The organism is Pantoea sp. CFCC18179, assembly GCF_059412405.1.
On record NZ_JBNBPM010000003.1, the window covers coordinates 1 to 15436 of the forward strand.

14 protein-coding genes are annotated in these 15436 nt (G+C 55.3%); 5 read left to right on the plus strand and 9 right to left on the minus strand.

What is annotated here, in order from left to right; genetic code table 11:
* Positions 1–135 precede the first annotated feature (135 nt).
* Genes ACPUC7_RS07595 through ACPUC7_RS07610 form a run of 4 tightly spaced genes read right to left on the minus strand, consistent with a single transcriptional unit; the run spans position 136 to position 2587 of the window.
* Positions 136–933, minus strand: a complete 798-nt coding sequence (locus tag ACPUC7_RS07595; RefSeq protein ID WP_494922397.1) for an anti-sigma factor family protein — start codon at positions 931–933, stop codon at positions 136–138.
* Positions 930–1457 carry a sigma-70 family RNA polymerase sigma factor gene (locus ACPUC7_RS07600; protein ID WP_343551108.1) on the minus strand — a complete coding sequence of 176 codons (528 nt, stop codon included), beginning with the start codon at positions 1455–1457 and terminating at the stop codon, positions 930–932. The genes ACPUC7_RS07595 and ACPUC7_RS07600 overlap by 4 nt, the downstream gene beginning before the upstream one ends.
* A 3-nt stretch (positions 1458–1460) precedes the next feature.
* Positions 1461–1997, minus strand: coding sequence for a tetratricopeptide repeat protein (locus ACPUC7_RS07605; RefSeq protein ID WP_494922741.1), 537 nt, complete (start codon positions 1995–1997; stop codon positions 1461–1463).
* A complete protein-coding gene (locus ACPUC7_RS07610; protein ID WP_494922398.1) occupies positions 1997–2587 on the minus strand; it encodes a cytochrome b in 591 nt (196 codons plus the stop codon). Before ACPUC7_RS07610 ends, ACPUC7_RS07605 begins: the two co-directional genes overlap by 1 nt.
* A 173-nt stretch (positions 2588–2760) precedes the next feature.
* On the opposite strand from ACPUC7_RS07610, the gene ACPUC7_RS07615 reads away from it, so the two are divergent.
* Together ACPUC7_RS07615 and ACPUC7_RS07620 are read left to right on the plus strand one after the other, a co-directional pair.
* Positions 2761–3936 carry an efflux RND transporter periplasmic adaptor subunit gene (locus ACPUC7_RS07615; protein WP_494922399.1) on the plus strand — a complete coding sequence of 392 codons (1176 nt, stop codon included), beginning with the start codon at positions 2761–2763 and terminating at the stop codon, positions 3934–3936.
* Positions 3933–5870 (plus strand): MacB family efflux pump subunit, encoded by a 1938-nt coding sequence (locus tag ACPUC7_RS07620; RefSeq protein ID WP_494922400.1) that lies wholly within the window; start codon positions 3933–3935, stop codon positions 5868–5870. Before ACPUC7_RS07615 ends, ACPUC7_RS07620 begins: the two co-directional genes overlap by 4 nt.
* A gap of 84 nt (positions 5871–5954) precedes the next feature.
* Here ACPUC7_RS07620 and ACPUC7_RS07625 read toward each other — a convergent pair whose 3' ends face one another.
* A complete protein-coding gene (locus tag ACPUC7_RS07625) occupies positions 5955–6782 on the minus strand; it encodes a MurR/RpiR family transcriptional regulator (RefSeq protein WP_494922401.1) in 828 nt (275 codons plus the stop codon).
* Between the two features lie 154 nt (positions 6783–6936).
* Here ACPUC7_RS07625 and ACPUC7_RS07630 point away from each other — a divergent pair, with 154 nt between their 5' ends.
* Together ACPUC7_RS07630 and ACPUC7_RS07635 are read left to right on the plus strand one after the other, a co-directional pair.
* Positions 6937–8493, plus strand: a complete 1557-nt coding sequence (locus ACPUC7_RS07630; protein WP_494922402.1) for a PTS transporter subunit EIIC — start codon at positions 6937–6939, stop codon at positions 8491–8493.
* The gene (locus ACPUC7_RS07635) at positions 8490–9185 is read left to right on the plus strand and encodes an N-acetylmannosamine-6-phosphate 2-epimerase (protein ID WP_494922403.1); all 696 of its coding nucleotides are present in this window, start codon (positions 8490–8492) and stop codon (positions 9183–9185) included. Before ACPUC7_RS07630 ends, ACPUC7_RS07635 begins: the two co-directional genes overlap by 4 nt.
* Before the next feature lie 78 nt (positions 9186–9263).
* Here the strand turns inward: ACPUC7_RS07635 and ACPUC7_RS07640 are convergent, their stop codons facing one another.
* The 4 genes from ACPUC7_RS07640 to ACPUC7_RS07655 are packed head-to-tail and all read right to left on the minus strand — an operon-like array spanning position 9264 to position 14058.
* Positions 9264–10841, minus strand: a complete 1578-nt coding sequence (locus tag ACPUC7_RS07640; protein ID WP_494922404.1) for an aldehyde dehydrogenase (NADP(+)) — start codon at positions 10839–10841, stop codon at positions 9264–9266.
* A 13-nt stretch (positions 10842–10854) separates the two neighbouring features.
* On the minus strand, positions 10855–12327 hold the full coding sequence (locus tag ACPUC7_RS07645) for an aldehyde dehydrogenase (RefSeq protein ID WP_494922405.1): 1473 nt from the start codon (positions 12325–12327) through the stop codon (positions 10855–10857).
* A 20-nt stretch (positions 12328–12347) separates the two neighbouring features.
* Positions 12348–13127, minus strand: a complete 780-nt coding sequence (locus ACPUC7_RS07650) for an amino acid ABC transporter ATP-binding protein (RefSeq protein ID WP_494922406.1) — start codon at positions 13125–13127, stop codon at positions 12348–12350.
* 1 nt (position 13128) lies between these two features.
* A complete protein-coding gene (locus tag ACPUC7_RS07655) occupies positions 13129–14058 on the minus strand; it encodes an amino acid ABC transporter permease (protein ID WP_494922407.1) in 930 nt (309 codons plus the stop codon).
* Positions 14059–14200: 142 nt separating this feature from the next.
* On the opposite strand from ACPUC7_RS07655, the gene ACPUC7_RS07660 reads away from it, so the two are divergent.
* Positions 14201–15424: a D-arabinono-1,4-lactone oxidase gene (locus ACPUC7_RS07660; protein ID WP_494922408.1), complete on the plus strand. Its 1224-nt coding sequence runs from the start codon at positions 14201–14203 to the stop codon at positions 15422–15424.
* The last annotated feature ends 12 nt before the right edge of the window (positions 15425–15436 follow it).

A 15436-nucleotide genomic window follows, 5' to 3' on the forward strand; every position in this document is an offset into this window, starting at 1 on the left:
CAACAGGCTGATACTGGCATATTATGACCGGGCAGAAAGACGTATTATCCGAATCGACTGAGCACAAATGTGTCACCTATGTGCCCGGTCTGATCTGTTACCTATGTGCCCGGTCGTACCTTATTGGCGACCGATTTACGCCTGTAACGTATGATTTAACCACTGCGCGGTTTTCTTTAACTGATCCGCCGGATTACGGCCAATCAACACATATTGATATCCCGCACGATGCCACCACACCACGTTCATGCCGTGACGTTTTTCCAGCGCCACATCGCTGGTGCGCTGATGATCTTCACGCGAAATACACAGCGCCATCGGGCCATAATTGCTGTGATTCCAGGCGATTTGCGTAATCAGCGCATCGTCGTAACGCAACATGCGCACGCTTTTCAAACTGGCTTCCGGCAAGGTTAATTGCGCCGCGCTAAGCTGCAAATCCAAATCACGCGCGGTTCGCGCCAGCGATCGTTGTAACGTCGCAGGCGAGCTATCAACATCGGCCAATGTTTCCGGACTGTAAAGCGACATATATTGCGCTTCCAATTCCCGAATGCGCGCACTTTCACCCTGCTCAACCTGCGCCACCGGCCGAGCCAAAAATCCCACGCCGCTGCCAGCCAACAAAAATCCTACCGAAGCGGCAATCAACGCGCGGCGACTGACTTGCCCTGCGGGCTTCGCAGGCGTATTCGCCAACAGATAATCTACACGTTGCGACATACGCTCCAGCGGCGCTTCATCCAGCAGCGGCGCAAATGCCTCGGCAAAAGGTTGATTGCTTTTCATCAGTTCAGCAGTGCGCGCTGACAGCACTTCACTGCGCTTGAGCTCCGTTTCAAACGCCTGCGCTTCGTCCGGGCGCATTTCGCCATCCAGCCAGGCAACAATGGCTTCATCCGCATAGGGCAAACTAAAACGTGCAGCCTTCACAAACGCTTCTCCTGTACCGCCGGTCGCGCAACCGCGCTGGCTAATGTGGTGCGCGCCGCCGCAAGGCGACTCATGATGGTGCCAATCGGCACCGCCAGCGTGTCAGCGGCTTCCTGATAGGTAAATCCTTCAACGTAAACCAGAAATACCGCGTTTCGCTGTGCTTCAGGTAATTGGCTCACGCGCTGCATCACTTTCTCGTATTGCCGACGTTGCTCGTCATGGTGCTGGCGATCCGGCGCTATCAACTCGTCGCTGGCGACAAAACCTTGCCCGCTGCGCACCCGTTGGGCACGCAGTTCGTTGATCCACACTGAATGCAGCACGGTAAACAACCAGCGGTCAATCCGCGTGCCGGGCTGGTACTGAGCGCTGCGTTCCAGCGCCCGTACACAGGTGGATTGCACCAGTTCTTCGGCCACGTCGCGGTTGCGCGATAACACCATCGCGTAACGCCACATGCGCGCCAAATGCGCCGCTAAGTGCTGGCGGACTTCAGTGCTGGTGATTTTCTCGTCCTCCAAACATCACGTTTCTGGATGCCCCTGAATCGCCGCATCCAAATCGCGGTACTCTTCGCAATTCACACCACACAACGATTTGATAATCGTCAGTTGTTGCTTCGCCAAATCCGGGCGCCCCTTAATCATCCAGGCTTCGCCGAGATATTCGCGCACTTTGGCATATTTTGGATCTAAGGCGATCGATTTCTGATAGTAGCTCATGCCTTCGTCGGTGCGGCCCAGCTTACGCGTGGCGTAACCGCGATAATTCCACGCTTCTTTGGTGTTTTGATTATGCAGCGTATCCAGCAGATTGAGCGCCGCCTGATACTCGCCCTTCTTCGCCAGGTGATAAGCGTAATTGGTCTTATCACTGTCGCTGAGCATGCTGGTTTTTTCCGGCACGCAAGACTTGGATTTGCTGTCATACACTTGCCCTTTTGGACAATCCGGCGTTTTCTTATCGCTGTCGTCATCGCCCATCGCCATGGCAACCGGCGCGTGCAGCGCCAGCAGCAAGGTAGAAACGGCAAACCAGCGAACTTTGGTGATCGTTTTCATCATTTATCCTCGCGGAGTGGTACGGAGTCGCGCAACGGCAGCATGCGGCGCAGCACGTTGTCACGCATAACATAGTGATGGAACAGCGCTGCTAGCGCGTGCGCACCAGCCAGCACGATCAGCGCCCACGCCACATTGTTGTGTAAACCGCCCAACGTATGACGTAGCGCCGGATCAACATCAATCAGTGGAATGTTGAACAAGCCGAAGAATTGAAACGGTTCCTGCTGCGACCAGCGGAACATAAAGCCGAGCGCAACTTGCAAGAACAACAGCAGATATAGCGCACCGTGCACCGCATGCGCCATGATGCGCAGCGCTGCGCTGTTTTCCGCCGGCGTCACCGCCAGTTGCGAATTGCGCTGGCTATAGATGCGCCATAACGGACGCACAATCATCACCAGCGCCAGTAAAATGCCAAACGAAATATGCCAGGCCTGTAAGCCTTTGCGCAGTGGCGTGCCTTTCTCCAACTGCTCCCAAATGTGCGCGGAGGCAAACAGAAAAATCACGCTCAAGGCGGTGATCCAGTGCAGCGTCATGCTGAACGCATCGTAGCGTTGGCGTGGTGAAGCAGGTTGTGCAGGCATGGTGTTTTCCCAAAAAGTCACTCAGATACGCTGTAAACAACTCAGCCTGAGTTTCTATTCGGAAAATTTTAATCTTTTCTCAACGCTGACGATTTACTGAGAATCTTCTGACGAATTTCCTCCTTTTTATTGCGTTTAGTGATTACTATTCTCACTTCATAAAAAGGACGCTTATGCTCAATATCTCTAAGAAACGGTGGTTAATCGCTGCCGCCGTACTCGTCATCATCCTGATTGTCTGGCGTTACGCCGTTTCAAGCCATCAGCCCAATGCGGTGGTTACCGCCGTGGTGCGCCAGGGCAACATTGAAAACGTGATTGCCGCCACGGGCAAAATGGATGCGGTTGAACGCGTCAACGTCGGTGCGCAGGTTTCCGGCCAGGTTAAACAGCTGTATATCAAAGCCGGCGATGGGGTGAAAAAAGGCCAGCTGATCGCCGAAATCGACGATCAACCGCAACGTAGCGATTTGCGCAATGCACAAGCGGCACTGAGCGTGGCGCAGGCCGATTTGGAAACCCGCGAAGCCGCGCTGGTGCGCCAACAGGCGCAGTTCCAGCGTTTACAGCAGATGGTGAAAACCAATGCGGTTTCACGCCAGGATTTTGATACAGCGGAAAACGATTGGCGCAGCGCGCGGGCTGAGTTAACCGCGCAAAAGGCACGAGTGATTCAGGCGCAAATTGAAGTCGATAAGAAACAACTCGATCTCGGTTATACCCGCATCATGGCACCGATGGACGGCACGGTGATTGCCATCGTCACCAAGCAAGGCCAAACGGTGAATGCGGTGCAAACTGCGCCGACCATCGCCAAGCTGGCTCAGCTCGGCACCATGACCATCAAAGTGCAGATCTCCGAAGCGGATATCAATAACGTGCAGCCGGGCCAGCAAGCGTGGTTCACCACCTTCTCCAATCCCGATAAACGCTACAACGCCACCTTGCGTAGCCTCGAACTGGCGCCGGAATCGGTGATGAAAGATGACGCGCTGATGGGCAACGCCGAGAGCACAGCAAGCAGTAACAGCAACGCGGCGGTCTATTACAACGCGCTGCTGGATGTGCCTAATCCGGACAACGCGCTGCGCATCTCCATGACGGCGCAGGTCAATCTGTTACGCGACTCCGCTAAAGATGTGTTGTTGGTGCCGGTGCAAGCCACTAAAAAGGATGCCGATGGCAAAACCTACGTCGAAATCCCGGATAACGACAACAAACCGGTGAAACGAATCATCACCACCGGCATCACCGACAGCGTGGATATTCAGGTGCTGAGCGGGTTAAAAGCCGGCGAGAAAGTGATTCTTGCCACACAAACGGCGGGTGCTGACAAGGTGGTGATGTGAACATCATCGAACTGAAAAACATTCAGCGCAGCTATGTGAACGGTGCGGAAGCGTTGCATGTGCTGAAAAATATTAATCTCAGCATCAGCAGCGGCGAATTGGTGGCGATTATCGGCCCTTCCGGTTCGGGTAAATCAACGCTGCTGAACATTCTCGGTTGCCTCGATGCGCCCGACAGCGGTGACTATTGGATTAGCGGACAAAATACCGCCAGTTTATCGCCGGATGCGCTGGCGAAAGTGCGCCGCGAGCATATCGGTTTTATCTTCCAACGTTATCACTTGATGCCGGATCTTAGCGCGCTCAGCAATGTAGAAATCCCGGCGATTTACGCCAATGCGCAAAGCAAAGCACGCTTGCAGCGCGCGGCGGATTTACTGGCGAGTTTGGGCTTGCAGGGCCGCGAGCAGCACAAACCCGGTGAATTATCAGGCGGCCAGCAGCAGCGCGTCAGTATCGCACGTGCCTTGATTAATGGCGCGGAGATCATCCTTGCCGATGAACCAACCGGCGCGCTGGATTCGCATTCCGGCGAAGAGGTGCTGCGCATCCTGCACGATCTCAATCGCCAGGGCCACACGGTGATCATCGTTACGCACGATATGAAAGTCGCACAGCATGCCGATCGCATCATTGAGATTCAGGACGGCGAAATCGTCGCTGATAGTGGGCGCAAAGCGGATAAAACCGTTGCACGCTACACGCCGCCAGCGCGCAAAAAACAGAGCCCACTGCGTGGTTTTCTTGATCGCTTGGGCGAATCGCTGCGTATGGCGTTGAATGCGATGAACGCGCATCGCCTGCGCACCGCGCTCACCATGACCGGGATTATTTTTGGTATTGCAGCGGTGGTCACTGTGGTGGCGCTCGGCCAGGGCGCGCGACAAAAAACGCTGGAGAGTATCTCCGGACTCGGCACCAATGTGGTGTCGGTATATGCCGGTGGCGATTTCGTGGAAGATGAGGCGCATCCGGTGCTGACGTTGGTGATGGCCGATGCGGAAGTGATCGCGCGCCAGCAGTTCGTGGCAGCAGTTAGCCCGGAAATGATTGCCAATCAGCCGATTCGCTATCTTTCCAATTCCTCGAAAACCGCGGTGTATGGCGTGGGTAAGGATTACTTCCAGATTCAGGGCATCAAATTGCTGGAAGGCAGCAACTTTAGCGATGAACGCCATGCGCGCCAGGAGATCATTATTGATACCAACACGCGCAATAAGCTGTTTGGTGCCGACAGCGGCAGCCCGGTTGGCAAGATGATCGTTTTAGGTTCGGTGCCGGTGCGGGTGATTGGCGTGGCGGATAATAACGACGGCATTTCCCCCAATCGCCTCAGCGTGTGGTTGCCGTGGAGCACGGTGATGTATCGCATCAGCGGACAAACCGCGCTCACCAGCATCAGCATCAAGTTAAAAGACGATGTGGTCAGTGGCCCGGCGGTTGAATCGCTGACGCAACTGCTCACCGCGCGTCACGGCACCAAAGATTTCCTGATGTTTAACCGCGACAAATACCGCAAAGCGATTGAAGATGCCGCCGCCACGTTGACCTTGCTGATTTTATTGGTGGCGTCGATTGCGTTGATGATTGGCAGCATCGGCGTGATGAATATCATGCTGGTGTCCGTCACCGAACGTACTCATGAAATCGGCGTACGTATGGCGGTGGGCGCACGGCGCGGCGACATCATGCAGCAATTTATGATTGAAGCGGTGCTGGTATGTTTGGTTGGCGGGTCGCTCGGCGTAGCGCTGGCGTTGGTGATTGGCCCAATTATCGGCTTGCTGGCCGGTGGCTTAATCACCGCGATTTTCTCATGGCAATCGGCAGGCGCGGCGTTTGCCTGCTCGACCATTATCGGCATGATTTTTGGTTATCTGCCCGCCCGCAAAGCCGCACGCATGGATCCGGTAGCGGCACTGGCGAGTGAGTAATTTGGTCACCATAAATGGCGACCTTACGGGTTCAGTGCGGTGTTGTAGGGTCGCCATTTATGGTGACCGGCAAACCGCACCGACTTAAATCAGCATCGGCAACGTGGCGGTTGCCGTTTGCTGGCTGGCCGCCAGATACCGCGCATCGTGCGTCATCAATTCGTTGATCAACACTTCCACCAGCATCATCGCGCCCACTTTGCCGCTCAACGCACCGGCATTAAATGGCCCTTCCGGGCGCGCCGCCACCAGCAACATATCGGCTAGATTGCCCATCGGGCTGCGCAGCGTGTTACTCAACATCAGCACCTGCGCCTGCTGCTTTTTCGCCACCTTGACCACATGCATCACATCTTTGGTCGATCCCGATGCCGAGATAGCGATCACCAAATCGCCCTGCTGCAACGTTGCGGCGTTCATCGCCGCGCGATGCATATCACCAAACAACTGTGCTGATTTGCCCAAACGCAACAAGCGATAGTGCAAATATTCTCCGGTAATCGCGCTGGCCGCCACGCCATAAATCTGGATAGTTTTCGCCTGATGCAGCGCTTCAACCGCTTGCTGCAACACCTCGCGATTGATGAATTTGCCAGTATCGCGCAGCGCCTGCACCGTTTCTTCCACCAGCATGTAAATGCTATCGCCGTTAGCCATCGCCGCCGGTTGGCTGTGTTGCACGTCCAACGCCAGCGCCATTTTAAATTCGGTATAGCCTTTACAACCCAGATGACGACACAAACGCGTCACACTGGCTTCGCTGGTATCGGTCTCGCGCGCCAGTTCGGTGATGGTGAGATACAGCACGCGTTGCGGTTCAGTCAGGATGAAGTCGCCCAACTTTTGCAGCGTTGGGCTGTATCCCGGCAAACCCTGGCGCAGGTGCAGCAAAATATTTTCATTATCCGTCATGGCGGCGGTCCTTCTTCACGTCGTTAATGGCGCACAGTGTGCAGCAGATCGGCCTATAAGTGAAAGCTATCACAATAATGATGGAAATTTTCAACCGATGAATTAGATTGTGGTAATAATTTTTACCATAACAACGCTTCGGGGATAAAAATTTATGTCATTGTTCAGCGGTGCCTCTTCGGGAGGCTGGTTCGAGAAAGCACAACGTTTTGGCAAATCGTTCATGTTACCGATTGCGGTGTTACCTGCCGCCGGTCTGCTGCTGGGCATTGGCGGCGCGTTATCCAATCCCAACACCGTTAAAGCCTATCCGTTCCTGGATGTGGCGTGGTTACAAGGCGTGTTCACCATCATGGCCAGCGCCGGTTCGGTAGTGTTTGCCAACCTCGCGGTGCTGTTCGCGGTGGGCGTGGCGGTAGGATTAGCGAAAAGCGACAAAGGCACCGCGGGATTGGCATCTTTGCTGGCTTATCTGGTAATGAACGCCACCATCAATGCGCTATTGACGCTGACCGGCGTGCTGGCGCAAGGCAATCTCAGCGCCGCCGGACAAGGCATGGCGCTCGGCATTCAAACATTGGAAACCGGCGTATTTGGCGGCGTGGTGATCGGCTTAGTCACGGCAATGTTGCACAACCGCTACAACAAAATCGCCCTGCCGCAGTTCCTCGGCTTCTTTGGCGGCTCACGCTTTGTGCCGATCATCAGTTCATTCGTAGCGATTCTGGTCGGTGCGGCGATGACCATCGTTTGGCCGCATTTCCAGAAAGTGATCTTTGGCCTGGGCGGTTTGGTCGATGCCACCGGCTATTTTGGCACCTTTATCTACGGCTTCGTGCTGCGCATGCTCGGCCCGTTTGGCCTGCATCACATTTTCTATTTACCGTTCTGGGCCACCGCGCTTGGCGGCAGCGAAGTGATCAACGGGCATTTAGTCGAGGGTACGCAGCGCATCTTCTTTGCGCAGCTCGCCGATCCCAACACGCAGCAGTTCTATGTCGGCACCTCGCGTTTTATGTCAGGACGTTTCATCACCATGATGTTTGGCCTGATTGGCGCATGTTTAGCGATGTATAACACCGCGAAGCCAGAAAACCGCAAACGTGTCGCCGGTTTGCTGCTCTCTGCCGCATTGACCTCATTCCTGACTGGCATTACCGAACCGATTGAGTTCTCGTTCCTGTTTGTCGCGCCGGTGCTGTATGTGATTCACGCGGTGTTCGATGGTTTGGCCTTTATGATCGCTCACATGCTGCACATCACCATCGGGCAAACCTTCTCCGGTGGATTGATTGATTTCATCCTGTTCGGCGTGTTGCAAGGCGAAGCTAAAACCCATTGGTGGTATGTGCCGTTGGTCGGCGTGCCCTGGTTCCTGCTCTATTACTTCACCTTCCGTTTGCTGATCACTCGCTTCAATTTCAAAACGCCGGGCCGCGAAGATGTCAGCGTTGAAAGCGCACCAATCGCCGCCGGTGAACGGCCACAACAAGTGATCGAAGCCTTGGGTGGACGAGAGAACATCGCCGAACTGGATTGCTGTGCCACTCGCTTGCGCATCACGCTGATCGATAGCAGCAAACTCAATGAACCCGGATTAAAAGCCACCGGCGCACGTGCCGTGATCCAACGTGGCAATGGCGTGCAGGTGATTTACGGCCCGCACGTCACCATTATCAAAAATGAAGTAGAGGAGTTACTCGCGCTATGAAAGCACCGATGCTGGCACAGATTAAAGGAAAACTGGTGGTCTCGTGCCAGGCTCTGGAAGACGAGCCGTTACACAGCCCGTTGATTATGTCGCGTATGGCTTTGGCGGCAATGCAAGGCGGCGCGGCAGCGATTCGCGCCAACAGCTTGGTTGATGTGCAGCACATCATGCAAACCGTGGATTTGCCGATCATCGCCATCATCAAACGCGATTACGCGGGCAGCAATGTTTACATCACTGCAACCCTGCGCGAAGTGGATGAGTTGATGGCGGCGAATCCGGCGATGATAGCGCTGGATGCCACGCTGCATCCGCGTCCGGGCGATTTGCAGTTGCCGGAATTAGTGGCGGCCATTCGCGCGCGTTATCCGCAGTTGTTGTTGATGGCGGATATCGCCACCGTGGAGGAAGCGCGTCAGGCATCCGAGCTAGGTTTTGATTGCGTCGGCACCACGCTGCACGGTTACACCGTCGAAACGCAGGGCTGTTATTTGGCGGCGGATGATTGCCGTTTTCTGCGCGAGGTTTTGGCAGTTGTAAAGGTGCCGGTGATTGCCGAAGGAAATGTGGAAACGCCAGAAATGGCCGCGCACTGTCTGGCGCTAGGCGCGCATGCTGTCGTGGTCGGCGGCGCCATCACCCGCCCGCAGCAGATCACTCAGCGTTTTGTGAAGGCTATTAACGCGTTATAAATGTGGTAAATCAGGTCACCATAAATGGCGGCCCTACAAATCCGGCGTAGGGTCGCCATTTATGGTGACCTGCTGACATTACAACGCCGCTTCGCTCCACTCGCCATTTACCAGGCGGCGGATATTCCACGGATTGGCGTCTTTTAGCGCATCTGGCAATAATTCCTGCGGATAACCCTGATAACAAATTGGGCGCAGGAAGCGATCAATCGCCAGGGTTCCCACCGAGGTGCCGCGCGCATCAGACGTCGCTGGATACGGCCCGCCGTGCACCATCGCATCACTCACTTCCACGCCGGTAGGATAACTGTTCAGCAGCAAGCGCCCGACTTTTTGCTCCAGCAACGGCACCAGCGCGCCAAATTGCTGCAAGTCCTCAGGATCGGCCAGCAAGCTCGCCGTTAACTGGCCGCGCAAACCTGCCAGCGCCCGCTCAAGTTCGTTCCGACCGGCGACTTCCACCGCGATGGTCACCGGGCCAAACACCTCTTCCTGCAACAACGCATCGCCACTAATGAGCATCTGCGCGGATGCCTGAAATAACTGCGGGAACGCCTGGAAACCTTGCTGCAATTCGCCGGCTAAATGCGTCACTTCAGGATGGAGATGCAGATGGTTCAACCCTTTTTCGTAGCTGCTCAATACACCGCGATTGAGCATGGTTTGCGCCGGACTTTGCGCCAGCCGCGTTTTCATCTCTTCCAGCAACTGCGAGAACTCTGGCGATTTAATACCAATAAACAAGCCGGGATTGGTACAGAATTGCCCGCATCCCATCACCACCGAAGCGGATAAATCGGCGGCGATACTGGCACCGCGTGCCTTGAGTGCCGCCGGTAACACGATCATCGGGTTGATGCTGCTCATCTCGGCAAATACCGGAATCGGGCTGGGTCGCGAAGCCGCCATGTCGCACAACGCACGGCCGCCTTTCAGCGAACCAGTAAAACCGACGGCCTGAATCAACGGATGACGCACCAGCACTTCGCCGATGCCGCCGCCATAAATCATATTGAATACGCCCGCAGGCAGATTGCAGCGTGTAATGGCATTGGTGATGGCCTGCGCCACACATTCCGCCGTCGCCATATGTCCACTGTGCGCCTTCATCACCACCGGACAACCTGCCGCCAACGCTGCGGCGGTATCACCACCGGCCGTGGAAAACGCTAACGGAAAATTGCTGGCACCAAATACCGCGACCGGGCCGATGCCGCGCTTAACCTGGCGCAGGTCCGGACGCGGCAGCGGCGTGCGATCCGGCAGCGCCTGATCGATACGCGCACCGAGGAAATCGCCGCGCCGTAGTACAGTGGCGAACAAGCGCATCTGGCCGCTGGTGCGCGCGCGTTCCCCGCGAATACGCCCTTCCGGCAGCGCAGTTTCCCGCATCACTAACTGAATAAACTCGTCATTTAATGCATCTAACTCATCGGCAATCGCATCAAGAAACTCGGCGCGTTGCGATGGCGAAGTGGCTTGATAGGCCGTGAAAGCTGCCGCTGCCGCATGGCAGGCCGCTTCGGCTTCTTTACGGCTGGCCTGATGGAATTGCCACGGTAAAGCTTCCCCGGTGTGGGCATCAAAACTGGAGAGCGTTTGCGGATTTTCGCCGCTGCGCTCGCCATTAATAAAATTCAAACCGCTAATCTTCATGCTGGCTCCCGTTTCAGCTCAGTGAAACCCAGATGGTTTTTAATTGTGTGTACTGATCGAGCGCTTCAGTGCCTTTGTCATAACCGCCAAAGCCCGAGGTTTTAAAGCCGCCGAACGGCGTGGTGATATCGCCTTCGCCATAACCGTTCACCGCCACGGTACCGGCCTGAATCTGTCGCGCCATGCGGATCGCCACGTTGAGATCGTTGGTAAACAGCGTCGCGGCCAAACCATAGGCAGAATCATTGGCCAGTGCGATGGCTTGCTCTTCGGTCTCAAAACTCATCAGCGCCACTACCGGGCCAAAGATTTCATCGCGCGCCAGGCGCATGTCCGGCGTAACACCATCAATAATGGTGGCTTCAACAAACCAACCGCCGCTTTCCGGCAGAGCCTGATGACCACCGTGCACCACTTGCGCGCCTTGTTGTTTGGCGGTTTCGATGGCACCGAGCACCCGTTTTAGCGCAGAAGCTTCAATTAACGGTCCCAGTTTGCTGCTGCGATCGGTGGGTTCGCCGACTTTCCACACTTCAGCCGCTTTGATCAGCGCTTGAGTAAAGGCGTCTTTAATGCCGGATTGCACCAGAATGCGCGACCCGCAGGTGCAGTTTTGCCCCATATTCCAGAAGGCCGCGTTGGCGAGGTTTTCTGCGATGTCATCGAGTTGTTCCGCCATATCGTTCATCACGATTTGCGGGCTTTTGCCGCCACACTCCAGCACCACTTTTTTCAGGTTGCTGTCGGCGGCATAACGCAGGAATTGGCGACCGATTTCGGTTGAACCGGTAAACGTCAGCATATCGACATCCGCATGCAGCCCCAGCGCTTTGCCGGTAACGTGCCCCAAACCCGGTACCACATTGAATACGCCAGCGGGAATCCCCGCTTGATGGGCTAATTCGGCAATGCGTAGCGCTGAAAGCGAGGCCAATTCCGCTGGTTTCACCACAATCGAATTGCCCGCCGCCAGCGCCGGAGCGATCTTCCACGACAGCGTGCCCGCGGGGAAATTCCACGGCAACACCATGCCAACCACGCCCACCGCTTCACGCACAATCAGGCCGAGATTGCTGTCGCCAGTGGGTGAGATTTTGCCAAACAGCTTGTCGGCGGCTTCGGCGTACCAGCGAATGTTGTTTGCAACATCCGGCAGATCGAGGTTTTCGCAATCCCACAGCGGTTTACCAGCATCGATGGAATCCAACAGCGCCAGTTCAGCGGCATTGGCATCGATTAAATCGGCAAATTGCAGCAAGATTTTTTTACGTTCACGCGGTGCCAGTTTACTCCAACTGCCTTGCTTAAAGCTTTCACGCGCCACGGCCACCGCACGATCAACATCCGACGCTGAGCAAAAGGCGATTTGATTCAGCACTTCGCCGGTTGAAGGATTGAGGTTGTCGAATACCGCCTGATTTTCCGCATCGCTGAATTCGCCATTAATAAAGGCGCGGGTACGCACTGTTTCGGGTAAAGAAGTCATAAATACTCCAAAAAGTTAATTTATAAGACTTTTCCAAGAAATGCCTTGGCACGCGCATGCTGCGTGTGATTGAAAAATTGTTCTGGATTACCCTGCTCAACCACCACGCCGTTATCCATAAACACCACCTGATCGCTGACTTCACGCGCAAAGCCCAATTCATGGGTGACCACCACCATGGTCATGCCTTCATCGGCGAGTTCGCGCATCACGGTAAGCACTTCGCCCACCAACTCAGGATCGAGCGCCGAGGTTGGCTCATCAAACAGCATCAAACGCGGTTTCATCGCCAACGCCCGCGCAATCGCCACGCGTTGCTGTTGGCCGCCAGAAAGGGTTTGCGGATAGGAGTTGGCTTTCGCCGCCAGGCCGACTTTCGCCAGCAATTGATGCGCGTGTTCGGTGGCTTCACGCTTGCTGATGCCGCGCACGCCAACCGGCGCTTCGATAATGTTTTCCAGCACCGTCATATGCGGGAACAGATTGAACCCCTGAAACACCATGCCGATGTCGGCGCGCTGTTTGGCAATCTCCGACTTCTTCATTTCATACAGTTTGCCGTTGTGCTCGCGATAACCCACCAAACTGCCGCCGACTTGCAGCAAGCCTTTATCGATACGCTCGAGGTGGTTCATGCAGCGCAGAAAGGTGCTTTTACCGGAGCCGGACGGGCCAAGAATGCAGCACACTTTGCCGTACTCAACGGTGAGATCGATGCCTTTCAGCACCGCCAAATGGTCGAACGATTTCTCGACGCCGCGTGCAACCACCGCATGCGCATGAGTTTGAGCAACAGACATATCAGGCTCCTTTCGCAGTTGGCGCATCATCACAAGGCGCGGCAGTCGGCAATGTGCGGCGATCGCTGCGGCCAAAGTGACGTTCGAGGAAGTGTTGCAGCAGCGTCAGCACGGTAGTCAGCACCAGATACCAAATCGACGCCACAATCAGCAGCGGAATGGTTTGGAAGTTGGCGGTGTAAATCAGCTGCGCCGAATAGAGCAACTCTTCCAGCGCGATCACGCTGACCAGCGAGGTGGTTTTCAGCATGCCAATCAATTGGTTGCCGGTGGGCGGAATAATGATTTTCATCGCCTGCGGCAGAATCACGCGGAACATCACGCGGAAGCTCGACATCCCCAGCGCTTCGGCGGCTTCACGTTGACCGTTTGGCACCGATTTCAGCCCGGATCGCACAATCTCCGACATATACGCGCCTTCATTCAGTCCCAATCCCAGCAGCGCAGCGACATATACGGTGATATAGGTGTTGGCGTCGAAGGTGCCGAGATTCGGCCCGATGGGGAAACCTAGCGTGATTTTTGGGTACAGCGCGGAAAGGTTGAACCAGAAAATCAGCTGCACCAGCAGCGGCGTACCGCGAAAGATCCATAAATAGCCATTGGCGATGCTCTCCAACACCGGGTTTTGCGACAGCCGCATCAACGCCACCAGCGTGCCCAACACAATGCCAATGGTCATCGCCGCCAGCGTTAACCACACCGTGGTCAGCAATCCGCTGAGAATCGAAGGATCGAACATGTATTGCGCCACCACGTTCCACTCAAAGCGTGGGTTGGTGACCATCGACATCACCAATCCGGCGGCTACCAGCATCATGACTGCCGCCGCGATCCAACGCCCGCGGTGCTTCAATGGAACCACTGGCATCTTTTCAATTTCACGCATATCTCTCACTACCTGACGATTTAACAATTGTGTCTGTGCCACGTTTGTTCCCCTGACAGTCTTGAAACTCGATATGGATGTGTTAAGAATCTATAGTAATCGATAACCGATAGCCGCTTACATCTTGTTTGTTTCAAATTTGTGAGTCAAGTCCAAAACAACCGCAAATACCGAGGAAAAACTTATGACGTCATTTACATGGAAAAACTGGGGCAAGAACCAGGCATTCACCGCCGCGGGTTACCTGCGACCGGATAATGAAGATCACGCGATAGCGCAAATTCAGCACGCCATTAACCAGCAGCAAGCGGTGCGCGTGGCGGGCAGCGGGCACTCGTTTACGCCGGTGGTGGCAACGTCGGGATTGTTGGTGGACCTCTCGGCAATCAGCGGGGTGATTGATATTGATCGCGCTAAACAGCAGGCCAATGTGTGGGCCGGTTCACGCATCGCCGATCTCGGTGAACCGCTGTGGAACAGCGGATTATCCATCGCCAATCAGGGCGATATTGATGTGCAGTCGATTGCCGGAGCAATTGCTACCGGCACCAAAGGGTCGGGAACGCAATTTGGTTCGCTTTCATCACGCGTCACCAGCCTGCGCGTGGTGAACGGCCTCGGCGAAGTGGTGGATATTGATGACTCGCAGCCGGATTGGTTGCATGCGGCACAGGTTTCGTTAGGGTTGCTCGGCCCGGTGCTGCGCGTCGGTTTGCAATTGGTGCCGGCGTATAAGTTGCGCGAGGAAAATATCATCCTGCCGATGAGCGAAGTGCTGAGCCAGTGGGATTATTTACTGGCGGAATATCGCCACTTCTCCTTCTGGTGGATGCCAACCGATCGCTCAGCGGATATGTATAAATTGGGCGATGTGCCCGCCGATCACTGTTTCGTCAAACTGCTGCGAGAAATCCCCGATGACGGTTTGGATCTGCCGCCCGGCGACGCCAATCGTCGCACTGACCGCGCCTACCGCATCTATCCCGATGGCACCACCGACGCCGAATTCCACGAACTGGAATATATGGTGGCGGCGAGCGATGCCAAAGATGCAGTGGCGGAAATGTGCCAACTGATGAAAACCCGTTTTCCAGATGATATTTCGCCGTTGCAGGTGCGCTGGCAGCAAGCGGATCGCGGTTTTCTCTCGGCGCAGTCAGGGCGTGACAGCACATCAATTTCGGTTTCCGGTGAAATTGGCCGCGATTATCAGCCTTTCCTTAGAGCGGTGGATGAAACATTGCGTCCGTTCCAGGCGCGTCCGCATTGGGGCAAATTACATTTTCTTGATCGTCAGCGCGTGGAAGAAATTTATCCCGATTACGCGCGTTTCCAGCAGATTCGTCAGCAATTTGATCCGCATGATTTGTTCCTGAATCCGCATTTGGCGGCGCTGTTCCGTGATTAAAGGCGCGAGCGG